The following is a 26,869-nucleotide window of genomic DNA, read 5'->3' as shown; positions in this document are numbered from 1 at the left end:
GTATAAATCTTCTCCTCTGGGAGAGATTTGTGTCGCAGAATCAAGCATCCAGCCCGGCCGATGCCAAACCGGCCACCGCCGCGAGCCGTATTGCGGCACTGATTCCCGGCATTCTCCTCTGCGTTTTGGTCGCCGGTATTTCGGCGCTGCTCGAGCGGGCGGAACTCGGCGTCTTCGAGCATCCTTATGTCGAGGCGCTGGTGATGGCGATCCTGCTCGGGATGGCCTTGCGCAGCTTCTGGAAGCCCGCGCCGCGTTGGCAGGCCGGCATCGCCTTTAGCGCCAAACAGCTCCTCGAAGTCGCGGTCATGCTGTTGGGGGCCTCCATCAGTTTTGCCGCCATTGCCGCCTCAGGCATCGCGCTGCTCGCGTCGATCGCGGCCGTCGTCGTGATCGCGCTCTGCGTCTCCTTCGGGCTCAGCCGCATGCTCGGACTGTCGACACGGCTGTCGATCCTGATCGCCTGCGGCAATTCGATCTGCGGCAATTCGGCGATTGCGGCTGTGGCGCCGATCATAGGTGCCAATAACGACGAGATCGCATCCTCCATCTCCTTCACTGCCATCCTGGGCGTGATGATGGTGCTGGGCCTGCCGCTGTTGATTCCGCTTCTGCAATTGTCCGCCACGCAATACGGCATTCTCGCTGGCCTGACCGTCTATGCGGTCCCGCAGGTGCTGGCGGCGACGGTGCCGGCCGGACTCGTCTCCACGCAAATCGGCACGCTCGTGAAATTGATGCGCGTATTGATGCTTGGGCCGGTCGTCGTCGGCCTCTCGTTGGTTGCCTCGCGCTGGCACAGCGATGCTAAGAAGACCAATGTCGGCTTCTTTCGGCTTGTGCCGTGGTTCATCCTCGGCTTCCTCGCGCTGGCGACCCTGCGCTCCCTGGAGATCGTGCCGGCCACGGTGGTCGGACCGGTGACGAAGATCACCGGCTTTCTCACCGTGGTCTCCATGGCCGCCCTCGGCCTCGGCGTCGACGTGCGCGTGTTGGCGAATGTCGGGGGCAGGGTGACAGCAGCCGTGACGCTGTCGCTGATGCTGTTGCTTGGCGTCAGCATTGCACTGGTGCATTGGTTCAAGTGACAGCGCGTGCCGCCTCTCTGGACATCCCGCGCCAGACGTTTATTGGTCTTCGCTAATGTGACCGGCCAGCGTTCAACGCGGCCGATCCGAAAACAGCGAGGACGCGGCCATGACGACATTAACGGTTAAAGACCTTCTCCCCGAGGACGGCACGCGGGGAACGCTGGCCGGCCGCGTCTGGCTGCCGCAGGTGAATGGCCCCGCCGTCGTCGCTGTACGTGGTGACGGCGTCTTCGATGTTACCGCAGAGTTTCCCACCATCAGTACGCTTTGCGAAGCGGACGATCCAGCCAACGCGCTTAGGGCGGCCAAGGGTGAGAGGATCGGCGATCTCGAGGCGATCGTCACCAATACGCCGCCGGACCAGCGCGATCCTCAAAAACCGTGGCTGCTTGCTCCCGTCGACCTCCAGACTCTGAAAGCCGCCGGCGTCACCTTTGCGATCTCGATGCTGGAGCGCGTGATCGAGGAGCGCGCCAAGGGCAATCCGGCTTCAGCCGAAGCAATCCGCAAAGAAGTGACGCGGCTGATCGGCGATGATCTTTCGAAGCTCAAGCCCGGCTCCGACCAGGCGATGCATCTGAAGCAGGTGCTGATCGACCAGAACGCCTGGAGCCAGTATCTCGAGGTCGGCATCGGTCCCGATGCCGAGGTCTTCACCAAGGCGCCGACATTGTCGTCGGTCGGCACGGGCATGGATGCGGGCCTGCATCCGAAATCGACCTGGAACAACCCCGAGCCGGAGCTCGTGCTGTTCGTCTCGAGCCGCGGCAAAATCGTCGGCGGCGCGCTCGGCAACGACGTGAACCTGCGCGACTTCGAGGGCCGCTCGGCGCTGCTGTTGTCGAAGGCCAAGGACAACAACGCCTCCTGCGCGATCGGCCCGCTGCTGCGCCTGTTCGACGATACGTTCTCGCTCGACGATGCGCGCAAGCTGGACATCAGTCTGAACGTCAAGGGACAGGACGGTTTCGTCCTCAACGGCCATTCCTCGATCAGCAAGATCAGCCGCGATCCGACAGATCTCGTCGAACAGACCATCGGCAAGGTGCATCAATATCCAGATGGTTTCGTGCTGTTCCTCGGCACGATGTTCGCTCCCGTCGAGGATCGCGATGCGCCGGGACAGGGCTTCACCCACAAGCGCGATGACATCGTCACGATCGCCGCGCCCCAGCTCGGCAAGCTCGTCAACCGCATGCGCACCAGCGACGAGTGCGAGCCGTGGACGTTTGGAATCGGTGCGCTGATGAAGAACCTGGCGCAGCGGAAGCTGATTTAGCGCCCCTGCGTTTCGATTTCGCATAAGCGAATTTGCAGAAGGTCGTCATGCCCGGGCTTATCCCGGGCATTCACGTCCTTTATCCCGGTGGGTCAGGCGTGGATGGTCCGCACAGGCCCGGCGGCGGCAGCCGAGCCGTATAATTTCCTTCATCTACCCGTTGTATCGGCGGAACAAAATCCCGCTGAGCGTGTCGTCTGCGCAAAGCCCGCATCCCTCCTCCTTCATCCCAATAGTAAAATAATATGACTATACGGGGCTAGATTTCCGTGAAATAGTGCCTGTCGCTGGCTCGAAGGCTGGCCTGCGGGTGCCATGCTACCAACCGGCGCCCCCAGATAAACATCTTGGGAGACACGCCTGATGACCCTCAAAGCCCTCTTTGCGGCCAGCGCCACGACCGCGTTGCTGCTCGCCCTGCCGGCGAATGCCGCCGAGCTCACCATCGGCTTCTCGCAGATCGGATCGGAATCCGGCTGGCGCGCGGCCGAGACCTCGGTCTCCAAGCAGGAAGCCGCCAAGCGAAAGGTCAATCTCAAGATCGCCGACGCGCAGCAGAAGCAGGAGAACCAGATCAAGGCGATCCGCTCCTTCATCGCGCAGAATGTCGATGCGATCTTCCTTGCGCCTGTCGTCTCGACGGGCTGGGATTCGGTGTTGAAGGAAGCCAAGGAGGCCAAGATCCCGGTCGTGCTGCTCGACCGCGACATCGATCCCTCGGGCAAGGATCTTTATCTCACCGCTGTCACCTCCGACAGCGTGCACGAAGGCGAGGTGGCCGGCGACTGGCTGGCCAAGACTGTGGGGACGAAAGCCTGCAACATCGTCGAATTGCAGGGCACGGTCGGCGCGAGCGTCGCCGCCAACCGCAAGAAGGGTTTCGACACCGCCATCGCCAAGCACGCGAACCTGAAGGTGGTGCGCAGCCAGACCGGCGACTTCACCCGCGCCAAGGGCAAGGAGGTGATGGAGAGCTTCATCAAGGCCGAAGGCGGCGGCAAGTCGATCTGCGCGGTCTACGCGCATAATGATGACATGATGGTCGGCGCGATCCAGGCGATGAAGGAAGCCGGCCTCAAGCCCGGCAAGGAGATTCTCACGGTCTCCATCGATGCCGTCCCCGATATCTTCAAGGCGATGGCCGCGGGCGAGGCCAATGCGACTGTCGAGCTGACGCCGAACATGGCCGGCCCCGCGCTCGATGCGATTGCGGCTTTCAAGGACAAGGGCACGGTTCCGCCGAAGTGGATCCAGACCGAATCCAAGCTCTATACCGCCGCCGACGATCCGCAGAAGATCTATGACAGCAAGAAGGGCCTCGGTTACTGAGGCGGATGCCGGTCGGACCGCGTCTTGCGGTCCGACCGCGCGCTTCGAATCTGCTGCGCGAACGAATAGGCTGGGTGACCGCATCGTTAGCGGGCATTGCCGGGAGTGACGTTGTCATGGAGAACAGCCCCGATCCTGCTCCGGCCCTTCTGGAGGTGCGCGGGATCAGCAAAAGCTTCGGTGCTGTGCGAGCGTTGCAAGAGGTCGACTTCACGCTTCGCGCCGGCGAGATCCATGCGCTGCTCGGCGAGAACGGCGCCGGCAAATCCACGCTGATCAAGGCGGTCACCGGCGTGTTCCCACGCGATACCGGCATCGTCAGGCTCGGCGGTGAAGAGGTCGCGCCGCGCTCGGCCAAGGCGGCGCTTCAGGCCGGCATCGCCACCGTCTACCAGGAAGTCAACCTGCTGCCGAACCTCTCGGTGGCACAAAATCTGTTTCTCGACCGCCAGCCGATGCGTTTCGGCATTGTCCGCGAGGGCGAGATGCGTCGCCGCGCCAACGCCTTGCTCGCGGACTTTGGCCTCGATATCGATGTCGCCGCGCCGCTCGGCAGCTATTCTGTCGCCGTGCAACACGTCACCGCGATCGCGCGGGCCGTCGATCTCTCCGCGCGCGTGCTGATCCTGGACGAGCCGACCGCGAGCCTCGACCGCCACGAGGTCGACATCCTTTTCGGCATCATGCGCCAGCTCGCCAAACGTGGCATCGGTATCGTCTTCGTCAGCCACTTCCTGGACCAGGTCTACGAGATCTCCGACCGCATCACCGTCCTGCGCAACGGCCGCCTGGTCGGCGAGCGCGAAACCGCTTCGCTGCCGCGGCTGGAATTGATCCGGATGATGCTCGGCCGCGAGCTGGCCGAGACCACCCGCGCACGGGCGTCTGCCACTGAGCACAAGGCGCGCGAGATCTGCGCGAGCTTCGAGAATTACGGCAAAGCCGGCTACGTCGCGCCGTTCAATCTCGAGCTGCGACATGGTGAGGTCGTTGGTCTCGCCGGCCTGCTCGGCTCGGGCCGGACCGAGACGGCGCGGCTGGTGTTCGGCGCCGAACGCGCCGATCGCGGCCAGGCGACGGTGGAGGGCGCACCGGTGCGGCTCCAGTCGCCGCGCGACGGTGTCCGCCACGGCTTTGGCTATTGCCCGGAGGAGCGCAAGACCGACGGTATCGTCGCCGAGCTCAGCGTGCGCGAGAACATCGTGCTCGCGCTCCAGGCCAAGCGCGGGCTGCATCGGCCGCTGTCGCGGCGCGAGCAGGACGAGATCGCGCGTCGTTACGTCAAGATGCTCGACATCCGCCCGGCAGATGCCGAACGCCCGGTCGGCCTGCTCTCCGGCGGCAATCAGCAGAAAGTGCTGCTGGCGCGCTGGCTTGCGACCTCGCCGCGGCTGCTCGTGTTGGACGAGCCGACCCGCGGCATCGATGTCGGCGCGCATGCCGAGATCATCCGCCTGATCCGCGAACTCTGCGACGATGGGCTGGCACTGCTCGTGATCTCCTCTGAACTCGATGAGATCGTGACCTATTCCGATCGCGTCGTGGTGCTGCGCGACCGCGCCCATGTCGAGGAGCTCGCGGGCGAGGCGATCGACGTCGGCAGCATTCTCGCGGCCATCGCCGCCGATGGCGCCGCGATCGCGCATGAGGGGCGGGCATGACAGCGCTGTTGCCGCGCCGCGGCCTTGCCCAGATCCTCGCGCTGATCGTCATCCTGGCGGTCGATCGCGTGGTGTCGCCGCAATTCTTCGACCTGCGTCTTCAGGACGGCCGGCTGTTCGGCAGCCTGATCGACGTGCTCAACCGCGGCACGCCGGTGGCGCTGCTCTCGCTCGGCATGGTGCTGGTGATCGCCACGCGCGGCATCGATTTGTCGGTGGGTGCGGTCATGGCGATCTCGGGCGCGATTGCGGCGAGCCTCGCCGACAGCCACGGTCTGCCGATCGTGCTGGGGGCTGCGCTTGGTGCCGGACTCGTCTGCGGCCTCTGGAACGGCTTCCTCGTCGCCGTGCTCGGCATGCAGCCGATCGTGGCGACGCTGATCCTGATGGTGGCGGGCCGCGGCATCGCCCAGCTGATTACCGAGGGGCGCATCGTAACTTTCTCCTCGCCCGATTTGGTGTGGCTCGGCAATGGCGCTGTGCTCGGCCTGCCGGTGCCGGTCGCGATTGCCCTTGGCATGCTGATCCTCACCGGCGCGGTGGTGCGCGGCTCGGCGCTGGGGCTGCTGATCGAGGCGACCGGTGGCAATGCGCGGGCGAGCGAGCTCGCCGGCGTCGGCACGCGCGCCATGATATTGTCGGTTTATGTCTGGTGCGGCGTCTGCGCCGCGCTCGCGGGCGTGATTGCAGCCGCTGATATTATGGGTGCGGATGCCAACAATGCCGGCCTCTGGCTCGAGCTCGACGCCATCCTCGCGGTCGTGATCGGCGGCACCTCGCTGTTCGGCGGCCGCTTCAGCCTGGTACTGGCCGTGTTGGGTGCGCTGATCATCCAAACCATGAACACCGGCATCTTATTGTCCGGCTATCCGCCGGAGTTCAATTTGCTGGTCAAGGCGGTGGTGGTGCTCGCGGTGCTCTTGCTGCAATCGCCGAAATTCGCCGGCATTGCCGGGACAGCCGCGCGACTGCGGAGGTCCAAAGCATGAAAGGCCTGCCGCCCGTCCTCATCACCGCCATCGTGCTGGTCGCCGGCTTTGCGCTCTGCGCGATGCAATTCCCCAACATTGCCTCGACCCGCGTGGTCGGCAATCTCCTCACCGACAACGCCTTTCTCGGCATCGTCGCGACCGGCATGACCTTCGTCATCATCTCCGGCGGCATCGATCTCTCGGTCGGCTCGGTGATCGGTTTCACGACCGTGTTCGTGGCGCTGGCCATCGAGCGCTGGGGCGTGCCGCCGCTGGTGGCCTTCGTCGCCATCCTCGTACTATCGGCAGGGTTCGGGGCTGCAATGGGCGCCGTGATCCACGTCTTCGACCTGCCGCCCTTCATCGTCACGCTCGCCGGCATGTTCCTCGCGCGCGGTGCGAGCTTCCTGCTCTCGACGGAATCGGTACCGATCACCGCGCCGGTCTACTCCACCATGTCGGACTTCGCGCTGCGGATGCCCGGCGGCGGACGGCTGACGGCCATCGCGATCATCATGCTGGTGATCGTGATCGGCGGCGCCCTGCTGCTGCATCTCACCCGCTTCGGCGCCAATGTCTATGCGCTCGGCGGCAGCCGGGCCACCGCGAGCCTGATGGGCGTTGCAGTCGGCAAGATGACGGTGAAGATCTACATGCTGTCGAGCCTGCTCGCTGGCATCGCCGGCATTGTCTTCTCCTTCTACACCAGCGCCGGCTATTCGCTCTCCGCGGTCGGCGTCGAGCTCGATACCATCGCGGCCGTCGTGATCGGCGGCACGCTGCTCACGGGCGGCCAGGGATCGGTGATCGGCACCTTCCTCGGCGTGCTGATCCAGGGCTTGATTCAGACCTACATCAATTTCGACGGCACGCTGTCGAGCTGGTGGACCAAGATCGCGACCGGCATTCTGCTGTTCGCCTTCATCGCCTTGCAGCAGGGACTGGTCGCGCTGGCACGACGGCCGGTGAGGAAGAGTGCAGGAGCAACCTCATGACCTCACGCATCGTCGTCATCCCGACGCGGCGGGCCCACTCCAACCATGCGGAGGTGGCCCGCTCGATCGGCGTCGATATCATCGCCGGCCGCTATGCGGAGGGAACGCGGCTGCCCGGCGATGCCGAGATGATCGCGATGTTCGGCGTGTCGCGGCCGGTGCTGCGCGAGAGCGTCAAGACGCTGGTGGCCAAGGGGCTGCTCACCACCAAGGCGCGCGTCGGCACCGTCGTGCGCGAGCGCGGCGCCTGGAACATGTTCGACGCCGACGTGCTGGCCTGGCATCTGGACGCCGGCATCGACAAGCGCTTCCTCAACGACCTCGCCGAGATCCGTCTCGCCGTCGAGCCGCGCGCCGCCGTTCTCGCAGCTATGCACCGGTCCGAAGACGACGTCGCTGAGCTCCGTCGCTGCATGGATCGCATGCGGCTTGAAGCGTCGGACTCCGTCGGCTTTGCCGATGCCGACCTCGCGCTCCATGTTGGGGTGGCGCGCGCCTCCGGCAATCTGTTCATGCGCTCGATCGGGCATGTCATCGAGGCAGCGCTGCGCGCCTCGTTCCTGCTGAGCGCCCCGGTCGCGCCGGAGGACCGCGACACCGTGCTGCTCTGGCATCAAAAGATCGTCGATGCCATTGCAGCGGGGGATGCTGACGGCGCCTCGGAGGCGATGGTCTACGTCATTCACAACGGCATGAGCCGGCACGAACACACTGTGATCGAGGCCGCGCCGGCGGATCCGCTGCCACCTGCGAATACTGGAGAGCAAGCGTGACCGAACTTCGCATCGCCATCGTCGGCTTCGGCAAGATCGCGCGCGACCAGCACCTCGATGCAATCGCCGCGACACCGGATGCGACGCTCGCGGCTGTCGCCAGCCGCAGCGCCTCGCTGCCGGGGCTGCCGCATTTCGCCACCATCGAGGAATTGCTGGAGAAGGGGCCGCCGATCGACGCAGTGTCGCTCTGCACGCCGCCGCAGGTGCGCCGCGCCCAGGCGGCCGCGGCGCTCGCCGCCGGCAAGCATGTCATGCTGGAGAAGCCGCCCGGCACCGGCGTCGCCGAGCTCGATCCGCTGATCGCGATGGCAGCGGCGGCGAAGCGGACGTTGTTTGCAACCTGGCATTCGCGCTACGCGCCGGCGGTCGAGCCGGCGCGGCAATGGCTCGCCGAGCGCCGCATCGCCACCGTGCACATCAGCTGGAAGGAAGACGTCCGCGTCTGGCATCCCGGGCAGGGCTGGATCTGGGAGCCGGGCGGCCTCGGCGTGTTCGATCCCGGCATCAATGCGCTGTCGATCCTGACCACAATCCTTCCGCAACCCGTGTTCGTCACCGCGGCCGAGCTGGCCTTTCCGGCCAACTGCCAGGCACCGATCGCGGCGAACCTGACGCTGACTGACATCGACGGCCTGCCTATCAGTGCCGAATTCGACTTCCGCCAGACCGGGCCGCAGAGCTGGGATATCCTCGTGGAAACCGATCAGGGCCAGTTGACGCTGTCCGGTGGTGGCAGGCGGATGGCGATCGACGGCAAGACCGTTGCCGAGGCGCCCGATGAGGAATATCGGGAGCTGTACCGGCGCTTCGTCGATCTCGCTGCGACCGGCGCGAGCGATGTTGACCTGGCGCCATTGCGTCTCGTCGCCGATGCCTTCCTGCTCGGCAAGCGGTCGATCGTCGAACCATTTGTGGACTGACAATGGCTGGCTCGAGAATCACAAGAGACGCTTTCGGAACACTGCCGGACGGTCGCGCGGTCGAGCGCGTCGTGCTGCGCGGGGAGGGCGGCTTCGAAGCGCGCATCATCACTCATGGCGCGGTGATCCAGGCGTTGATCGCGCCGGACGCTAAGGGCGGCTATGACGATGTCGTGCTCGGCCACGATGCCTTCCCTGGCTATCTCGCCGAACGAAAGTTCCTCGGCGCCACGGTCGGCCGCTACGCCAACCGCATCGCCAACGGGCAGTTCTCGCTTGACGGCGAGACTGTGCAGCTCGCCGTCAACAACGGCCCTCATGCGCTGCACGGTGGCCTCGATGGCTTCGACCGCAAGCTCTGGGAGATTGCGGAGATCGACGAGAGCGCCGAGCCCGCGGTGACGCTCACCTATGTCAGCCCGCATGGCGAAGAAAATTATCCGGGCCGGCTCGATGTGCGCCTGACCTATCGCATCACCGGTCCGACCGAGCTGTCGCTGAGCATGGAGGCCTGCACGGACCGGCCGACGATCGTCAATCTCACCAACCATAGCTTCTTCAATCTGGAGGGTGCGACGTCGGGTACGCCCATCCTTGATCATGAGCTGACGGTCGCCGCCGAGCATTTTCTCGCGATCGATCCCACGGCCATTCCGCTGCCGGAGCCGCCGCGTCGCGTTGCCGGCACGCCGTTCGACTTCCGCGAAGCCCGACGCGTCGGCGAGCGCATCCGCGACAGCGATCAGCAATTGCGCAACGGCAGAGGCTACGATCACACGTACTGTCTCGCGCGTGACGGCAAGCTTGCTTTCGCGGCCCGGCTGGAGGCGCCGCGCTCGGGGCGCATCATGGAGTTGTTCACCGATCAGCCCGGCCTGCAGGTCTATTCCGGCAATTATCTCGATGGCACGATCTCCGGGAAGGGTGGCAAGCTCGTCCGGCAGTCGGACGCGATATGCCTGGAGCCGCACATCTGGCCTGACGCGCCGAACCGGCCGGATTTCCCGAACCCGCGGCTCTCACCCGGCGAGGTCTATCGCCATCACACGGTCTATCGCTTTTCGGTGAGGACGCCATGATGGAAGAGGTGCCGACGTCTGTGCTCTCGGATCATCCTTGCCATCTCGGCGAGGGGCCAACCTACGACGCGACCACCGACACGGCCTGGTGGTTCGACATCCGCGAAGGGCTGCTGTTCGAGGCGCAGCTCGGCGGAGGTGGCGTCCGCGTCCATGCGCTCGGCCGGATGGCGAGTGCGCTCGGCAGGATCGACGCCGAGCGTCAGCTGATCGTCGCGGAAGACGGCCTCTACGTCCGCGAGCTCGCTGACGGCATGATGACGCTGCTCTGCCCGCTCGAAGCCGACAATCCGGCGACGCGCTCCAATGACGCGCGGGTGCATCAGTCCGGCACGTTCTGGATCGGCACCATGGGCCGCAAGGCGGAGCCGGGGGCGGGCGCGATCTACGCGTTTCATCGCGGCAAGATCTCGCTGCTGTTCCCCCGCATCAGCATTCCCAACTCGATCTGCTTCTCGCCGGAGGGCACCATTGGCTATTTCGCCGACAGCGCGCGGGCTGTGCTCTACGCCGTGCCGCTCAATCCCGGGACCGGCCTGCCGCGCGGCGAGCCGGAGGTGCTGCTGCGCCACACCGGCATCGGCGGCCTCGACGGTTCGGTGTGCGACGCCGACGGGCAGATCTGGAACGCCTGCTGGGGCGCGGGCCGCATCGATATTTACTCTCCGCAGGGCGAGCGCCTGCGCTCCTTGAGCGTTCCAGCGAAACAGGCGAGTTGCCCGGCTTTCGTCGGCCCCGATCTGTCGCGTCTCCTCGTTACCTCCGCCTGGCAGGACATGGACACGGCGGCGCGTGCTGCCGATCCGCAAGCAGGCCACACCTTTCTGCTGGAGGCGTCCGCGCGTGGTCGCGCGGAGCCCGACGTCAAGCTCGCATAGGAGACCCGAAGCAACCGACCTCTGTCCTCGAAACGAAAGAACAGTCTGACACCCAAAGGGAGTGAAACATGCTGAAACTGAAGACGACATTCCTCGCGCTCGCGCTGGCCGGCGCTGCCACGATGGCCACAGGCGTCGCCGCCTTTGCTCAGAAGGCGACAGTCGGCATCGCCATGCCGACCAAATCCTCGGCGCGTTGGATCGACGACGGCAACAACATGGTCAAGGTGCTGAAGGAGCGCGGCTACAACACCGACCTGCAATATGCCGAGGACGACATTCCGAACCAGCTCTCGCAGGTCGAGAACATGGTGACCAAAGGCGCGAAGGCGCTGGTGATCGCCGCGATCGACGGTACCACGCTCTCCGACGTGCTCAAGCAGGCCAAAGCCAAGGGCATCACCGTGATCGCCTATGACCGCCTGATCCGCGGCACGCCGGATGTCGACTACTACGCGACTTTCGACAATTTCCAGGTTGGCGTGCTCCAGGCGCAATCGATCGAGCAGGGGCTCGGCCTCAAGGAAGGCAAGGGACCCTTCAACATCGAGCTGTTCGGCGGCTCGCCCGACGATAACAACGCCTACTTCTTCTACAACGGCGCCATGAGCGTTCTGAAGCCCTACATCGATAGCGGCAAGCTCGTCGTCGTCTCCGGCCAGATGGGCATGGACAAGGTGGCGACGCTGCGCTGGGATGGCGCCACCGCGCAGGCCCGCATGGACAATCTGCTCAGCGCCTATTACGGCAACAAGAAGATCAATGCTGTGCTGTCGCCCTATGACGGCATCTCAATCGGCATCATCTCCTCGCTGAAGGGCGTCGGGTACGGCAGCGCGGACCAGCCGATGCCCATCATCTCCGGCCAGGACGCCGAGGTGCCCTCGATCAAGGCGATGCTGCGCGGCGACCAGTATTCGACCATCTTCAAGGACACCCGCGACCTCGCCAAGGTGACCGCCGATATGGTCGACGCGGCGCTCGCCGGCAAGCAGGTCACCGTCAACGACACCAAGACCTACGAGAACGGCGTCAAGACGGTGCCGTCCTATCTGCTTAAGCCGGTCGTGGTCTACAAGGACAATTGGGAGAAGGTGCTGGTCGACAGCGGCTACTACAAGAAGTCGCAGTTCCAGTAGGCTCTGGCTTGCTCAGTCATTCCGGGGCGATGCGAAGCATCGAACCCGGAATCTCGAGGTTCCGGGTTCGCCCTTTGGGCTGCCCCGGAACGACGGTGAACTTTCCAAGGACACTATCCGATGACCGCCATGCTGGAGATGCGCAACGTCAGCAAGAGCTTTGCCGGTGTTCAGGCGCTGCGCGACGTCAATTTCGCGGTTCACGCCGGGCAGATCCACGCGCTCGTGGGCGAGAACGGCGCCGGCAAGTCGACGCTGATGAAAGTGCTGAGCGGGGTCTATCCGCACGGCAGCTACGAGGGGACTATCGTCTTCGAGGGCGAGGAGCGGCGCTTCCGCGACATCAACGATTCCGAGGCGCTTGGCATCATCATCATCCATCAGGAGCTGGCGCTGATCCCGCTGATGTCGATCGCCGAGAACATCTTCCTGTCGCATCCGCCGTCGAAGCTGGGGGTGATCGATCGCGACGAGGTCTACCGGCGCACGCGGGAACTGCTTGCGCAGGTCGGCTTGAAGGAATCGCCGGATACGCTGATCACGGATCTCGGCGTTGGCAAGCAGCAGCTGGTCGAGATCGCGAAGGCGCTGTCCAAGCGGGTGCGGATGCTGATCCTGGACGAGCCGACCGCGAGCCTCAATGAGGCCGATAGCGCCGCGCTGCTCGAACGGCTGATGACATTTCGCGAGCAGGGTATCGGCTCGATCCTGATCTCGCACAAGCTGAACGAGGTCGCAAAGGTCGCCGACCACATCACTGTGCTGCGCGACGGCCGCACGGTCGACAGCATCGATTGCCATGCCGAGGCGATCCAGGAGGATCGCATCATCCGCAGCATGGTCAACCGCGATCTTGCCCATCGCTTTCCGGAGCGCAGCGCGAAAATCGGGGAACCCGTGCTCACCGTCGAGAACTGGTCGGTCTATCATCCCGTCCATCCCGAACGGCAGGTGATCAAGACCGTCAATTTCAGTGTCAAGCGAGGCGAGGTCGTAGGCATCGCCGGCCTGATGGGAGCCGGCCGCACTGAATTCGCCATGAGCCTGTTCGGCCGCTCCTGGGGCACCACCATCAGCGGCAGTCTCCGGCTCGAGGGCAGGGAGATGATGCTGCCAAACGTCGCGGCCGCGATCGATGCCGGCCTTGCCTATGTCACCGAGGATCGCAAGCAGCTCGGCCTCATCCTCGCCGACGACGTTCGCAAGAACATTACGCTGGCGAGCCTCGACCAGGTCGCGCCTGGCCGTGTGATCGACGACATCGCAGAGCTCAAGGTCGCCAGCGACTACCGCAACCGGATGCGGATTCGCTGCTCCGACGTCTACCAGGAGACAGGCCAGCTCTCCGGCGGCAATCAGCAGAAAGTGGTGCTGTCGAAATGGCTGATGACCGATCCGAAGGTGCTGATCCTGGACGAACCGACGCGGGGCATCGACGTCGGCGCCAAGTACGAGATTTACTGTATCATCAACGAACTGGCGGAAGCCGGTCGCGGCGTCGTCGTGATCTCCTCGGAAATGCCCGAGCTGCTCGGCATCTGCGACCGCATCTGCGTCATGAACGACGGCGCCTTTGTCGGGGAGTTTGGGGGATCCGAGGCGACGCAGGAAAAGATCATGCGCGCCATCATGCGCAACGAGAGAAGCAACGGGAGCGGCGCTCGTGCGGCCGCGGAGATGGGAGGATCGCAGCCATGACCGACAAGACGGTGTCGCTGCCCGAGGAGCGCCGGCACGGCAGCTTCATCAAGAACAACTTGCGCAGCTACGGCATGCTGATCTCGCTGGTGGCGATCATGCTGTTCTTCCAGGTCGTCACTGGCGGCACGCTGCTCCAGCCGCTCAACCTGACCAATCTGGTGCTCCAGAACAGCTACATCGTCATCATGGCGCTGGGCATGCTGCTGGTGATCGTCACCGGCCATATCGACCTTTCAGTCGGCTCGGTCGCGGGCTTCATCGGCGCGGTGGCCGCCGTGCTCATGGTGACCTACAAGATCGACTACACGCTCGCCTTCATTGCCTGCCTCCTGATTGGCGCCGCCATCGGCGCGGCGCAGGGCTATTGGGTGGCCTATTTCAAGATCCCGTCCTTCATCGTCACCTTGGCGGGCATGCTGGTGTTCAAGGGCCTCGCGCTCGCGGTCTTGCAGGGCCAGTCGCTTGGACCGTTCCCGGCGACCTTCCAGAAATTGTCGTCGGGGTTCATTCCTGAACTGCTTCCGGAGGCCGGCACGCTGCATCCGACCTCCATGCTGATCGGTGCGGTGCTCGCGCTCGGCCTGGTCTATGCCAGCGCCAAGGGACGGTCGCGCGAGCAATTGCATGGCATTGAGGTCGAACCTTATGCGTTCTTCCTGGGCAAGAGCGTTCTCTTGGCCTGCGCCGTGCTCTATTTCACCTATCTGATCGCCTCGCATCGCGGTCTGCCGAATGTGCTGGTCATTATGACGGCGTTGATCGCGCTCTACGGCTTCGTGACCCGGCGCACCGTGATCGGCCGGCAGATCTATGCCGTCGGCGGCAACGCCAAGGCGGCAAGCCTGTCGGGCATCAAGACCGAGCGGCTGACCTTCCTCACCTTCGTCAACATGGGCGTGCTCGCCGCGCTCGCCGGCCTCGTCTTCGCCGCGCGCCTCAACACCGCGACCCCGAAGGCCGGTCTCGGCTTCGAGCTCGACGTCATTGCCGCCTGCTTCATCGGCGGCGCCTCGGCCTATGGCGGGGTGGGCCGCGTCGGCGGTGCCGTGGTCGGCGCCATGATCATGGGTGTGATGAACAACGGCATGTCGATCCTCGGCATCGGTATCGACTACCAGCAGGTCATCAAGGGCCTAGTGCTGCTCGGGGCGGTGTGCATCGACGTGTATAATCAGCGGCGGTAAGCTCGCGGCGAAGAACGTTGGGTGGGCAAATGGCGCCAAAGCCAATGCCAACGATTCTCGCGATCGATCAGGACTGCAGCACCGGTACCAATCCGTAGCGCAGCATCGTCTCCTTCATCTTTGCCGGATCGGGTGTGCCGGCGGCGAGCAGGGCCGCCATTTCCTTGAAATATTGCGGGCCAAGCACGCCGGGGGTGAGTGTGCACAGGCAGGTCGCCGGCCGGGGTGAACGGTTGGTGAAGCTGTGCACCACTCCGCGCTTGATGAACGCGGTCTCGCCCGGCGCCACGTCGACCTCCGTTCCGTCGATCCGCCAGGTCGAGATGCCGCTGAGTCCATAGATCGTTTAGTCCCAGCGATCGTGATAGTGAGGGATCGGCATGCGCGCGTTCGGTTGGAGGGTCATTTCGAACAGATCGAGGCTGCCGGCGGTGTCGTCCTTGCTCCGCAGAAAGATTAGCTGCAGCGCACCAAGATTGATGATCTCAGGCATGGCAAACTCATTGGGTCGTGTGCGGTCGCGAACCTTACCGCGTTCCGGCAATGGGCCAAAGCGCTCTGGCGATCCCATGATCTGGGTGACGCAATTGCGCAATCCTACGTCCCGACCCTGTTCCGCCGCGGCGGCTGCGTATCCTCGGCAGCATCAAGCGTTTGCCGGCGGCGCGCTGCCGGCGATCGACCGGCAGGTGGCGCATTGAGGCGCCGACCGCGCCGGGAGGGTTTGCAGCTGAGCTATTGCTCATCCGGTGGGTATATGATCGAATGGCTGGATGCACCAGGGCCGGCCGAAACCCGATCTGATCATCTTCGACTGCGACGGCGTGCTCGTCGACAGCGAGCTGTTGAGCTGCCGCTGCCTGTCCGAAGTGCTGGCCGAATTCGGCTTCGCGCTCAGTGAGGCGCAGGCACTCGAACTCTTTCTCGGGCGGAGCACCAAGGCGATCGAGCAGCATTACCACGATCTCGGGCAAACCGTGCCGGACGGCTTCCTGCCGCGATTGAAGTCGCGCGTGCTCGAGACGTTTGCCGCCTCGCTCGAACCGATCCCCGGGGTTGGGGCGGTGGTGTCGGACCTGACGGTGCCGTTCTGCGTGGCTTCCTCGAGCGATATCGATCGCGTATCGCTCTCGCTCGACGTCACCGGCCTCAAGCCGCTGTTCGACGATCGCATCTACACGGCCCAGATGGTTAAGCGCGGCAAACCGGCGCCCGACCTTTTCCTCCACGCGGCCGAGAAGATGCGCATACCGCCCGCGCGCACATTGGTGATCGAGGACAGCGTCAGCGGCCTGCAGGCGGGCAAGGCGGCGGGCATGACCGTCTGGGGATTTGTTGGCGGAGGCCATTACAGCACCCGGGACGGGCAGGCTATATTGTCGGCCGCCGGGGCCGATCGGGTTTTCGAGCGCATGAGCGATTTCTGGAAGGACGTCTGACGCCTGCCATGGCCGCCGAGAATGAGAAATCGAGGCTCGACGACGCCGCGCGCGCCGGCTGGCTCTATTTCATTGCCGGTCATACCCAGGACGAGATCGCAAAGATGCTCCAGGTCTCGCGTGCCTCGGCGCAGCGGCTGGTCTCGCTCTGCCTCGCCGAGCGGCTGATCACGTTTCGGCTCGAACATCCCATCGCCGCCTGCATGGAACTGGCGGCGCGCCTGAAGCAGCGCTTTGATCTGGTTCATTGCGAGGTGGTGCCGGCCGACCCTGCGGCGCCGCAGGCTACCGCAGGCATCGCCGAGCGTTGCGCCAACCTGCTCGATTCCACGCTGCGCTCGGAGACGCCGGTCATCGTCGCCCTCGGCACCGGACGGGCGGTGCGCGCCGCGGTGGAGCGCGTCACGCCGATCGACCGGCCCAATCATCAGATCGTCTCGCTGGTCGGCAACATCTCCGCCGACGGGTCGGCGAGCTTCTACGACACCGTCGGCCGGCTCGCCGACCGTACTGGCGCGCGGCATTATCCGATGCCGTTGCCGTTCCTGATGTCGTCGGAGGACGAGCGCAACAAGATGGTCCGCATCGAGCCGATCGCCAAGGTGAAGGCGGTCGCGGCCAAGGCGGACCTTCGCCTCGTCGGCATCGGCCAGATGGACCAGAAGGCGCAGGTCCATGTCGATGGCTTCGTCACCCGCGATGAATTGTTCGAGATGATGCGGTTAGGTGCCATCGGCGAGATCACCGGCTGGGCCTATGATTCCAACGGTCGCCTGCTCAAATCCGGCACCAACAAGCGCCTGACCAGCATCCCGCCGGAAGTCCCGGCCAAGACCACGACGATCGGCGCCGCGATCGGCGCCCCCAAGGTGCCGGCGATCGCGGCCGCGATGAACGGACGGCTGATCAACGGCCTGATCACGGACGAGGCGACGGCAAGGGCGATCTTGGAGCGGTAGGCGGCTCGGCCCTCTCGCGTCAGCGAAGCGGCCGCTCTCTCCGCCCACACCCCTGTCATCGTCCGCGCAGTGTTTAGACCGGACAGATCACTGACAGGTGTTCGGAGACATAGATGCCCCGCCTTCGCGGGGAATGACAGCTGAGAGTGAAGCGACACCTCGCACCCCTCCCGCACCGCAGCACTCATAAGTTGCCGAAACGCTCGTGCGCCTGCTTGACAAGCACCGCGCGTCCGTTGAACATACGCCCAACGCGTGGGCATATACTCAAAAGCGCGACTCTAGGGAGGTCTCCGTGAAACACGTCCTCGGCGCCGTCTGCGGCGCGTCTTGCCTGCTGCTGGCCATCCCCGCGATGGCCGAAACGACCCTGACCATCGCCACCGTCAACAATGGCGACATGATCCGCATGCAGGGGCTGACGGGTGAGTTCACCAAGAAGAACCCTGACATCACCGTGAAATGGGTGACGCTGGAGGAGAACGTGCTGCGCCAGCGCGTCACCACCGACATCGCCACCAAGGGCGGTCAGTTCGACGTGCTGACCATCGGCACCTACGAGGTGCCGATCTGGGCCAAGAAGGGCTGGCTGGTGCCGCTCGCCAATCTCGGCGCCGATTACGACATCGCCGACCTGCTGCCGAAGATCAAGGATGCGGTCTCCGCCGACGGCAAGCTCTACGCCGCGCCGTTCTACGGCGAGAGCTCGATGGTGATGTACCGCACCGATCTGTTCGAGAAGGCCGGCCTGAAGATGCCGGAAAAGCCGAGCTGGGATTTCGTCATTGATGCCGCCAAGAAGCTCACCGACAAGACCGCCGGCGTCTACGGCATCTGCCTGCGCGGCAAGGCCGGCTGGGGCGAGAACATGGCGTTCCTGTCGGCCATGGCCAATTCCTACGGCGCGCGCTGGTTCGACGAGAAGTGGGAGCCGCAGTTCAATACGCCGGAATGGAAGGCGACGCTGACCACCTACGTCAATCTCATGAAGGAAGCCGGTCCTCCCGGCGCAAGCTCCAACGGCTTCAACGAGAACCTGGCGCTGTTCAACGCCGGCAAGTGCGCGATGTGGATCGACGCCACGGTCGCGGCATCTTTCGTCACCAATCCGAAGGAGTCCAAGGTCGCCGACAAGGTCGGCTTCGCGCTCGCGCCCAACACCGGGCTCGGCAAGAATGCCAACTGGCTGTGGGCCTGGAATCTCGCGATCCCCGCCGGCTCCAAGAAGACGGAAGCGGCCGAGAAGTTCATCGCCTGGGCCACGAGCAAGGACTACACCAAGCTCGTCGCGTCGAAGGAGGGCTGGGCCAACGTGCCGCCGGGCACGCGGACCTCGCTCTACCAGAACGAGGACTATCTGAAAGTCGCCCCCTTCGCCAAGCTGACGCTGGCCTCGATCGACGCGGCCGACCCGAACAAGCCGACGGTGAAGCCGGTGCCATACGTCGGCGTGCAATACGCCGCGATCCCCGAATTCCAAGGCATTGGCACCCAGGTGGGCCAGCAATTCTCGGCCGCGCTTGCGGGATCGATGACCGTCGATGCCGCGCTCACCGCCGCGCAATCCGCGACCGAGCGCGAGATGAAGCGCGCCGGCTACATCAAATGAACCCGAGCTCTCCCACCTGAGCTCAAACTGGCGGCCATCCGCCCATCCCCGGATGGATGGCCGCCTTACTTCCCGAAAGGAGAAGTCAGGGATGGCAACCCGGCAGACGCAATTTCTTGCGCGCTCGCTTCTGACGCCGGCGGTTGGGCTGCTATTCATCTGGATGATCGTCCCGCTGGCGCTGACGATCTACTTCTCGACCCTGCATTACAGCCTGCTCGATCCCGGCTCGGAATCGTTCGTCGGGCTGGAGAATTTCCGCTACTTCCTCACGATCCCGCCTTCCTCGCCTCGCTCCAGAACACGCTGGTGCTGGTCGGCTCGGTGCTGGCGCTGACCATCCTGCTCGGTATCCCCCTTGCGCTGTTGATGGACCAGCCGGTGATCGGACGCAATTTCGTGCGGCTGATGGTGATCGCGCCGTTCTTTGTGATGCCGACGGTGAGCGCGCTGGTCTGGAAGAACCTGCTGATGCATCCGGTGTCGGGATTGTTCGCCTGGCTCGCTTCACTGTTCGGCCTGACGCCGATCGATTGGTTCAACGATGTGCCGCTGTTTGCGGTCATCCTGATCGTGACGTGGCAATGGCTGCCGTTCGCGACGCTGATCCTGCTCACCGCGCTGCAATCGCTCGACGAGGAGCAGAAGGAAGCCGCCGAGATGGATGGCGCGAGCGCCCTCTCGACGTTCATCTACATCACGCTGCCGCATCTGGCCCGTCCCATCACGGTGGTGATCCTGATCGAGACCATCTTCCTGCTGACGGTGTTTGCCGAGATCTTCGTCACCACCGGCGGCGGACCGGGCCTGCAAACCACCAACATCGCCTTCCTGATCTATTCGCAGGCGCTGATCCAGTTCGACGTCGGCAGCGCCTCGGCAGGCGGCCTCGTTGCCGTGGCGATCGCCAACGTCGTCGCTTTCTTCCTGGTCCGCATCGTCGGTCGCAATTTGGAGGCCTGACATGGCACGGATGGCGACGACGCGGCGAGTGGCGATATCGACGGCAGCGGCCTGGCTGTTCGGATTTCTGATCTTCTTCCCGATCCTGTGGATGGTGCTGGCGAGCTTCAAGACCGAGCTCGAGGCCTTCGCCATCCCGCCGTCCTTCCTGTTCTTCCACTGGACCACGGAAAACTATGCGACCGTGCAGGAGCGCAGCGACTATCTTCTCCACGCGCTGAACTCGATCATCATCGCTGGCGGCTCGACGTTGATTGCGCTTTTGATTGCCATCCCTGCGGCTTGGTCGATGGCGTTCTCGCCGACCAAGCGCACCAAGGACATCCTGCTCTGGATGCTCTCGACCAAGATGATGCCGCCGGTCGGCGTGCTGGTGCCGATCTACCTGATCTACAAGTCCTTCGGCCTGCTCGATTCCCGCATCGGCCTCGTCTTCATCCTCTGCCTCGGCAATCTGCCGATCGTCATCTGGATGCTGTTCACCTATTTCAAGGAGATCCCGCGCGATATCCTCGAGGCCGCGCGCATGGACGGCGCCACCATCGGCCGCGAACTCGTCTACGTGCTGACGCCGATGGCGATCCCGGGGCTCGCATCGACGCTGCTGCTCAACCTGATCCTCGCCTGGAACGAGGCGTTCTGGACGCTCAACCTGTCGACCTCGAACGCCGCGCCGCTCACCACGTTCATCGCGTCCTATTCGAGCCCGGAAGGGCTGTTCTGGGCAAAGCTGTCGGCGGCCTCCACGCTGGCGATCGCGCCCATTCTCGTCCTCGGTTGGTTCAGCCAGAAGCAGCTCGTGCGCGGGCTCACCTTCGGCGCGGTGAAGTAGAGGGACTGCCGGATCATGGGTCAGATCACACTTCAGGGCGTGCAAAAATCCTTCGGCCCCGTGCACATCATCAAGGGCGCCGATCTGGACATCGCCGACGGCTCCTTCGTGGTGTTCGTCGGTCCCTCCGGCTGCGGCAAGACCACGCTCTTGCGCCTGATTGCCGGGCTCGAGGACGTCTCCGGCGGCAAGATCCTGATCGACGGCAAGAACGTGGTCGACACGCCGCCTGCCAAGCGCGGTCTCTCGATGGTGTTCCAGTCCTACGCGCTCTATCCGCATATGAGCGTGCGCGGCAATATCGGCTTCGGCCTGAAGATGGCGGGCCTTGCCAAGGATGAGATCAACCGCAAGGTCGAGGCGGCGGCCGCGACGCTGAATCTCACGCCCTATCTCGACCGCAAGCCGCGCGAGCTCTCCGGCGGCCAACGCCAGCGCGTCGCGATCGGCCGCGCCATCGTCCGCGAGCCCAAGGCGTTCCTGTTCGACGAGCCGCTCTCGAACCTCGATGCAGCGCTGCGGGTGCAGATGCGCATCGAGGTGACACGGCTCCAGAAGCAGCTCGGCACCACCGCGATTTACGTCACCCACGATCAGGTCGAGGCCATGACCATGGCCGACAAGATTGTCGTGCTCAACGGCGGCAAGATCGAGCAATATGGCTCGCCGCTGGAGCTTTATGAGCGGCCGGCCAATCTCTTTGTCGCCGGCTTCATCGGCTCGCCCAAGATGAATTTCGTAACCGGCGAGCTCGCCAAGCAGCAAGGCGCGGCCACCATTGGCGTGCGTCCGGAGCACCTCAAGATCGAGCGCGACGGCGCCGGCGGCTGGCAAGGAACGATCTCGGTCGCCGAGCATCTCGGCAGCGATACCTTTCTCTACGTCGATGCCGGGTCGCTCGGCATGCTGACGGCGCGCTACATCGGCGAATTGAGCCTGCACGCCGGTGATCGCGTGTCGCTGGTGCCGGACCCCGCGCGCATCCACCGCTTCGACGATGGCGGCAACGCGCTTCGAAGCTAACAAGAAACGGCAAGAAAACGGGAAGACGATCATGTACCTGGACAAATTCAAGCTGAACGGCAAGAGCGCGTTCATCACCGGCGGCGGGCAGGGCATTGGCCTTGCTTGCGCCGAAGCGCTGGCTGAGGCCGGCGCCAGGGTCGTGATCGGTGATCGCGACAGCAAGGTCGCCGACAGCGCCAAAGCCACCCTGAAGGCCAAGGGCTACGACATCGAGACCGCGATCATGGACGTCACCGATACCAAGCGCGTCGCGGAGGTCGCAAACGACCTCGTCGCCCGCCACGGCAAAGTCGACATCCTCGTCAACAATGCCGGCATCGCGCGCAGCGAGACGCCGGCCGAGACCGTCACCGACGAGCACTGGCTCAACGTCATCGACGTCAACCTCAACGGCACCTTCTGGTGCTGCCGCGAGTTCGGCAAGCACATGTTGAAGGCCAGAAGCGGTGCCATCGTCAATGTCGGCTCGATGTCTGGCTTCATCGTCAACAAGCCGCAGGAGCAGTGCTTCTACAACGCCTCCAAGGCCGGTGTGCACCATCTCACCAAGTCGCTCGCCGCCGAATGGGGCGCCCGCGGCATCCGCGTCAACGCGGTGGCGCCGACCTATATTGAAACGCCGCTCAACGCCTTCGTGAAGAGCAACCCGAAAATGTACGACGCCTGGATCGGCGGAACCCCGATGGCGCGGATGGGGCAGGTCGAGGAAATCGCCTCCGTCGTGCTGTTCCTCTCGTCCGAGGCCGCAAGCCTGATGACCGGCAGCATCGTGCTGGTGGATGGCGGCTACACTTGCTGGTAGGCTTGCGTCAAGACTGACGAAGCGACCGGAGCGACAATGCCGCGAGCGTATATCGGCGTCGACGTGGGGACCACAAGCACGCGGGCAGGGGTGTTTGACGAAGCGGGCACGCTGCTCGCTATGGCGCGACATCCGATCCGGACCTGGCACGAGGCCGGCGATATCGTTGAGCAGTCGTCCCAGGACATCTGGGACGCCTGCGCGACATCGGTACGCGCGGCGATGACGGAAGTTGGCATCACGCCCGATAGCGTCCGTGGCATCGGTTTCGATGCCACCTGTTCCCTAGTGGTCCTCGATAGGCAAGGCGAGCCACTCACGGTCAGTGGCTCCGGGGATAAGCAGCGCAACGTCATCGTCTGGATGGACCACCGCGCCACCGCCGAGGCGAGGCTGATCAACGAGACCGAGGATGCCGTGCTGCGCTATGTCGGCGGCTCGATCTCGCCCGAGATGCAGATGCCGAAGCTGCTGTGGCTGAAGCGGCATCTTCGCGCGAGTTTCGACGCCGCGGGTCACTTCTTCGATCTGGCTGATTACCTGGCCTGGCGCGCGACCGGCTCGCTCCAGCGCTCGACTTGCACCGTCACCTGCAAGTGGAACTACCTCGCACATGATGGCGGCTGGAGCGCGCCATTCTTCAAGCGCATCGGCCTGTCGGACTTCGTCAGCGAGACCTACGCGCGCATTGGCACCGAGATGGTCGCCCCCGGCACGCGGCTCGGTGCCGGTCTCACCCCCGCCGCGGCGGCCGAACTGGGCCTGTCGCCGGGCACGCCGGTCGGGGCGTCGCTGATCGACGCGCATGCGGGCGGCATCGGTGCGATCGGCGGCCGCGACGGCTCGGGCGGAGCAGCAGACGCATGCGATCGCCTCGCCTACATCATGGGGACGTCGGCCTGCATCATGGCGACCACGAAGGAACCCTGTTTCGTGCCCGGCGTATGGGGACCTTACTACTCCGGCATGGTGCCGAACTTATGGCTCAACGAGGGCGGCCAGTCGGCCGCGGGCGCCGCGATCGATCACCTCCTCAGGTCGCATCCGGGTTTTGGCGAGGCGAGCGCGGCGGCGCGTAACGAGCGCCTCGACCTCATCGACTTCCTCGAGCGCCGCATCATCGCGCGCGCAGGCGATGCCAGCCGCGCCGCGCTGCTCGCGCGTGACGTGCATGTGCTTCCCGAATTCATCGGCAACCGTTCGCCCTACGCTGATCCTGACACGCGCGCGGTGATCGCCGGCCTCGATCTCGACACCGACATCGCTTCGATGGAGCGGCTATTCGTCGCCGGCCTGTGCGGGCTCGCCTATGGGCTTGCCGAGGTGATCGAGGCCTTTGCCGCGCATGGCGTTCGCTCCAGCATGATGATCATGGGCGGCGGGGCCAGCCGTAGCCCGCTGGTGCGCCAGATCATGGCCGATACGACCGGCCTCACGGTCGCGCTGCCACAGACCAAGGAGCCGGTGCTGCTGGGCGCCGCGATGCTCGGCGCAGTGGCCGGCGGCGCCTATGCCTCGATCGGCGAGACCATGGCAAAAATGTCGGCGTTGGGACGCAAGAGCGAGCCGACCGCTCCCGACATGGCGGCGTTTCACGCCCGCAAGCGCGAGATCTACAAGCTGCTGCGCGACGTCGATCGCGGCAGCCGCGCGGCGATGCGCGACATCGCGAGGGGTTGAAACGGATGCTGATTGCCTGTGGCGATGCGCTGATCGATTTCGTGCCGACGCGAAGCACTGAGGGACGTGAAGCGGTAATACCCGCGGTCGGCGGCGCCTGCCTCAACGTCGCCATCGGCATGGCGCGGCTGGGGGCGCCGACAAGTTTCGTCGGAGGCATCTCGACCGACTTGTTCGGCCGCATGATCGCAGACCATACCGCGGCCTCGCATGTGGATCTCAGCTTCGCCACCCGCAGCGATCACCAGACCACGCTTGCCTTCGTCCGCATCGTCGCGGGCGAGTCGCATTATGCGTTCTATGATGCCGAGACTGCGACGCGGAACTGGAGCTATCGGCGCGGATCGATTCCGTTCGGTAAGGTCGAAGCCCTTCATGTCGGTTCGACGACGCTGGTCAACGACCACGGCGCGGCGGAGACGACTGCATTGGTCGCGGACGCGCGGGCGTCATCAACCATCTCCTTCGATCCGAACTGCCGCCCTAATCTGGTTAAGGAGAAGCCGGCCTATCTCGCGCGCATGGCCGGCTTCGCTGCCAGCGCCGATCTCATCAAGATGTCCGACGTCGACTTCGCCTATCTCTTCGGAGACGAGCCATATCAACAACGCGCGAGCGCGCTGCTGGGGCAGGGTACGAGCCTCGTCGTCATCACCCGCGGCAACGACGGCGCGGTCGCCTGGCACGCGGGCGCAGGACAGATCGAGGTCGCCGCGCCCAAGGTCGAGGTGGCCGACACGATCGGGGCCGGCGACAGCTTTCAGGCGGCGCTGCTGTTCGCTCTGCACAAGCAGGGTCGCATTGCCCGGCAAACGTTGAAGGACATCCGTGCCGACGAGCTCCGCCGCGCGCTGTCCTTCGCCGCCAATTGCGCCGGCCTCACTTGCACCCGTCCGGGCGCCGATCCGCCCTGGAGCCACGAGGTGAGTTGGAGCTTGTAGCGAATGCCAGCCCTGCGGTTGCCGCGATTCGGTGGACAATGGTTATGCGCCCGCGGAAATGGACAGGATAGACCCGAGCTGGCAAGGTCCGAGCGTCCATGACGCGGGCCTTCGATATGAGCAATGATCCCTGTTTTTTGTCTGCCACTGAACTGCGCGGCCTCATTGCCGGGAAGCGGATCTCGCCGGTCGAGATCGTCCGCGCCGTGCTTGCGCGCGCCGAGGCGCTCCAGGGCGAATTGAACTGCTTCATCACCCTGTGCGGCGACCAGGCGATCGCAGAGGCGCGCGAAGCCGAGCGCAAGATGATGGCCGGCGAGCCCCTCGGCCTGCTGCACGGCATCCCCGTCACCGTCAAGGATATCGTCAACACCAAGGGTGTGAAGACCACCTTCGGCGCCGTTCCCTACAAGGACAATGTGCCGAACGAGGATGCCGTCGCGGTGGCGCGGCTGCGCAGTGGAGGCGCGATCCTGATCGGCAAGACCACGACGGCGGAATTCGGCAGCAAGTGCCTGACGGACTCGCCCTTGTTCGGCCGCACCCGCAACGCGTGGGATGCGCGCCGTTCCTCCGGCGGCTCCAGCGGCGGCGCGGCGGTTGCCGTTGCGAGCGGCATCGCGCCGCTTGCAATCGCGACGGACGGTGGCGGCTCGACGCGGATTCCGGCCGCCTGCAACGGCGTGGTCGGATTGAAGCAGAGCAACGGCGTGATCCCGCACAGCCAGGCGCTCGATGTGTTCGGTAACCAAACCTATGTCACGCCGACCACCCGCACGGTGGCCGACACAGCACTGATGATGCAGGCGATGGCCGGCGAGGATGCTTGCGATCCCTGGTCGATCGGCGTCCCCGTGCCTGATTTCATCGGCACCGCCGCCCCGCGCGGCGATCTACGCGGGCAGAAAATCCTATTCTGTGCTTCGCCGCCCGGACGTCCAGTGTCGTTAGACGTCGCGGCCAGCTTCAAGGCGAGCCTTGATCGGCTGGCGGAGCTCGGTGCCGAGCTTGAAGAGTTCTCCGGCGACGGCTTCGACATAGAGCCGATCTGGCGCGCCATCAACCACACGGTCTGGCGCACGCGCTTTGCAAAGCTCGCCGCCGAGCATGGGGACGAGCTGAGCGAGGCCTTTCTCAAGCAGCTTGCGCTCGCAAGCGAGGTCAGCGGCGTCGAATACCAGGAGGCGATGTTCGTGCGCACCGCGCTGTTCCGCCGGGTGCAATCGCTGCTTGCGCGCGGGCACCTGCTGGCAATGCCGACACTGACGCGCACGGCGCTGCCGATCGAGCAGGATTTGTTTGGCACCATCGAAATCGACGGGGCGCTTTTCGACAGCGTCCGGCCGCATTGGTTCCCCTGGACCATGCTATTCAACATGACCGGGCATCCCGCCGTCAGCCTACCCTGCGGCTTCGGCCGCGACGGCCTGCCGATCGGGCTGCAGCTCGTCGGCCGCTTCCGCGGCGATGCCGAATTGCTGCGCGTGAGCGCGCTGTTCGAGGCTTCAAGTGACCTTCTGTCCCGCTGGCCGGCCTGAGCCGACGGGCATGCAGCAAAGGGCTTGCCTCCGGCGCCCGGACATGTTGATCGTGCCTGGTAGCCCTGAAGCCGAGC

24 protein-coding genes and 1 pseudogene are annotated in these 26,869 nt (G+C 64.7%); 23 read left to right on the top strand and 2 right to left on the bottom strand.

Features of this window, described 5'->3' with window-relative positions:
- Positions 1-29: 29 nt before the first annotated feature.
- The 13 genes from IVB12_RS33685 (at position 30) to mmsB (ending at position 15,003) form a co-directional block, all read left to right on the top strand.
- Positions 30-1,088, top strand: a complete 1,059-nt coding sequence (locus tag IVB12_RS33685; protein ID WP_247306198.1) for a putative sulfate exporter family transporter — start codon at positions 30-32, stop codon at positions 1,086-1,088.
- 109 nt (positions 1,089-1,197) lie between these two features.
- Positions 1,198-2,370: a fumarylacetoacetate hydrolase family protein gene (locus tag IVB12_RS33680; protein WP_247306196.1), complete on the top strand. Its 1,173-nt coding sequence runs from the start codon at positions 1,198-1,200 to the stop codon at positions 2,368-2,370.
- A 363-nt stretch (positions 2,371-2,733) separates the two neighbouring features.
- Complete coding sequence (ytfQ, locus tag IVB12_RS33675; RefSeq protein WP_247278231.1) at positions 2,734-3,699, top strand: galactofuranose ABC transporter, galactofuranose-binding protein YtfQ; 966 nt, start codon at positions 2,734-2,736, stop codon at positions 3,697-3,699.
- A 116-nt stretch (positions 3,700-3,815) separates the two neighbouring features.
- Positions 3,816-5,360 (top strand): sugar ABC transporter ATP-binding protein, encoded by a 1,545-nt coding sequence (locus tag IVB12_RS33670; RefSeq protein WP_247306194.1) that lies wholly within the window; start codon positions 3,816-3,818, stop codon positions 5,358-5,360.
- Complete coding sequence (locus IVB12_RS33665; protein ID WP_247278229.1) at positions 5,357-6,349, top strand: ABC transporter permease; 993 nt, start codon at positions 5,357-5,359, stop codon at positions 6,347-6,349. The genes IVB12_RS33670 and IVB12_RS33665 overlap by 4 nt, the downstream gene beginning before the upstream one ends.
- Entirely contained in the window at positions 6,346-7,326 is a 981-nt protein-coding gene (gene yjfF / locus IVB12_RS33660; protein WP_247306192.1) for a galactofuranose ABC transporter, permease protein YjfF, read from the top strand. The genes IVB12_RS33665 and yjfF overlap by 4 nt, the downstream gene beginning before the upstream one ends.
- On the top strand, positions 7,323-8,099 hold the full coding sequence (locus tag IVB12_RS33655; RefSeq protein ID WP_247306190.1) for a FadR/GntR family transcriptional regulator: 777 nt from the start codon (positions 7,323-7,325) through the stop codon (positions 8,097-8,099). The genes yjfF and IVB12_RS33655 overlap by 4 nt, the downstream gene beginning before the upstream one ends.
- Positions 8,096-9,022, top strand: coding sequence for a Gfo/Idh/MocA family oxidoreductase (locus tag IVB12_RS33650; protein ID WP_247306188.1), 927 nt, complete (start codon positions 8,096-8,098; stop codon positions 9,020-9,022). The genes IVB12_RS33655 and IVB12_RS33650 overlap by 4 nt, the downstream gene beginning before the upstream one ends.
- A gap of 2 nt (positions 9,023-9,024) precedes the next feature.
- The gene (locus IVB12_RS33645) at positions 9,025-10,101 is read left to right on the top strand and encodes an aldose epimerase family protein (protein WP_247306186.1); all 1,077 of its coding nucleotides are present in this window, start codon (positions 9,025-9,027) and stop codon (positions 10,099-10,101) included.
- A complete protein-coding gene (locus tag IVB12_RS33640) occupies positions 10,101-10,979 on the top strand; it encodes an SMP-30/gluconolactonase/LRE family protein (RefSeq protein WP_247306283.1) in 879 nt (292 codons plus the stop codon). The genes IVB12_RS33645 and IVB12_RS33640 overlap by 1 nt, the downstream gene beginning before the upstream one ends.
- A gap of 68 nt (positions 10,980-11,047) precedes the next feature.
- Positions 11,048-12,118, top strand: a complete 1,071-nt coding sequence (gene chvE / locus IVB12_RS33635; RefSeq protein ID WP_247306183.1) for a multiple monosaccharide ABC transporter substrate-binding protein — start codon at positions 11,048-11,050, stop codon at positions 12,116-12,118.
- A gap of 120 nt (positions 12,119-12,238) precedes the next feature.
- Positions 12,239-13,816: a multiple monosaccharide ABC transporter ATP-binding protein gene (gene mmsA, locus IVB12_RS33630; protein ID WP_247306180.1), complete on the top strand. Its 1,578-nt coding sequence runs from the start codon at positions 12,239-12,241 to the stop codon at positions 13,814-13,816.
- Entirely contained in the window at positions 13,813-15,003 is a 1,191-nt protein-coding gene (gene mmsB / locus IVB12_RS33625; protein WP_247278222.1) for a multiple monosaccharide ABC transporter permease, read from the top strand. The genes mmsA and mmsB overlap by 4 nt, the downstream gene beginning before the upstream one ends.
- Before the next feature lie 67 nt (positions 15,004-15,070).
- Here mmsB and IVB12_RS33620 read toward each other — a convergent pair whose 3' ends face one another.
- Both IVB12_RS33620 and IVB12_RS33615 read right to left on the bottom strand, forming a co-directional pair.
- Complete coding sequence (locus IVB12_RS33620; protein ID WP_346657720.1) at positions 15,071-15,346, bottom strand: cupin domain-containing protein; 276 nt, start codon at positions 15,344-15,346, stop codon at positions 15,071-15,073.
- 3 nt (positions 15,347-15,349) lie between these two features.
- The gene (locus IVB12_RS33615; RefSeq protein ID WP_247306175.1) at positions 15,350-15,496 is read right to left on the bottom strand and encodes a hypothetical protein; all 147 of its coding nucleotides are present in this window, start codon (positions 15,494-15,496) and stop codon (positions 15,350-15,352) included.
- A 280-nt stretch (positions 15,497-15,776) separates the two neighbouring features.
- Here IVB12_RS33615 and IVB12_RS33610 point away from each other — a divergent pair, with 280 nt between their 5' ends.
- The 10 genes and pseudogenes from IVB12_RS33610 (at position 15,777) to IVB12_RS33565 (ending at position 26,792) form a co-directional block, all read left to right on the top strand.
- Entirely contained in the window at positions 15,777-16,442 is a 666-nt protein-coding gene (locus IVB12_RS33610; RefSeq protein WP_247306172.1) for an HAD family hydrolase, read from the top strand.
- Between the two features lie 8 nt (positions 16,443-16,450).
- Positions 16,451-17,401, top strand: a complete 951-nt coding sequence (locus IVB12_RS33605) for a sugar-binding transcriptional regulator (protein WP_247306169.1) — start codon at positions 16,451-16,453, stop codon at positions 17,399-17,401.
- Between the two features lie 355 nt (positions 17,402-17,756).
- Positions 17,757-19,010, top strand: coding sequence for a sugar ABC transporter substrate-binding protein (locus IVB12_RS33600; RefSeq protein WP_247306281.1), 1,254 nt, complete (start codon positions 17,757-17,759; stop codon positions 19,008-19,010).
- Between the two features lie 91 nt (positions 19,011-19,101).
- Positions 19,102-19,973: pseudogene (locus tag IVB12_RS33595) on the top strand (sugar ABC transporter permease).
- A gap of 1 nt (position 19,974) precedes the next feature.
- Positions 19,975-20,805 (top strand): carbohydrate ABC transporter permease, encoded by an 831-nt coding sequence (locus tag IVB12_RS33590; RefSeq protein WP_247306166.1) that lies wholly within the window; start codon positions 19,975-19,977, stop codon positions 20,803-20,805.
- A gap of 15 nt (positions 20,806-20,820) precedes the next feature.
- Entirely contained in the window at positions 20,821-21,828 is a 1,008-nt protein-coding gene (locus IVB12_RS33585; RefSeq protein WP_247306162.1) for an ABC transporter ATP-binding protein, read from the top strand.
- A gap of 31 nt (positions 21,829-21,859) precedes the next feature.
- Positions 21,860-22,633: an SDR family oxidoreductase gene (locus IVB12_RS33580; protein ID WP_247278215.1), complete on the top strand. Its 774-nt coding sequence runs from the start codon at positions 21,860-21,862 to the stop codon at positions 22,631-22,633.
- Positions 22,634-22,669: 36 nt separating this feature from the next.
- On the top strand, positions 22,670-24,313 hold the full coding sequence (locus IVB12_RS33575; RefSeq protein ID WP_247306159.1) for an FGGY-family carbohydrate kinase: 1,644 nt from the start codon (positions 22,670-22,672) through the stop codon (positions 24,311-24,313).
- A 5-nt stretch (positions 24,314-24,318) separates the two neighbouring features.
- Positions 24,319-25,254, top strand: coding sequence for a carbohydrate kinase (locus IVB12_RS33570; protein WP_247306155.1), 936 nt, complete (start codon positions 24,319-24,321; stop codon positions 25,252-25,254).
- Between the two features lie 116 nt (positions 25,255-25,370).
- Positions 25,371-26,792, top strand: a complete 1,422-nt coding sequence (locus IVB12_RS33565; RefSeq protein ID WP_247306279.1) for an amidase — start codon at positions 25,371-25,373, stop codon at positions 26,790-26,792.
- The last annotated feature ends 77 nt before the right edge of the window (positions 26,793-26,869 follow it).

Source organism: Bradyrhizobium sp. 179, from assembly GCF_023073535.1.
Lineage (GTDB): Bacteria > Pseudomonadota > Alphaproteobacteria > Rhizobiales > Xanthobacteraceae > Bradyrhizobium.
This window is presented reverse-complemented; position numbering and strand designations above follow the sequence as displayed.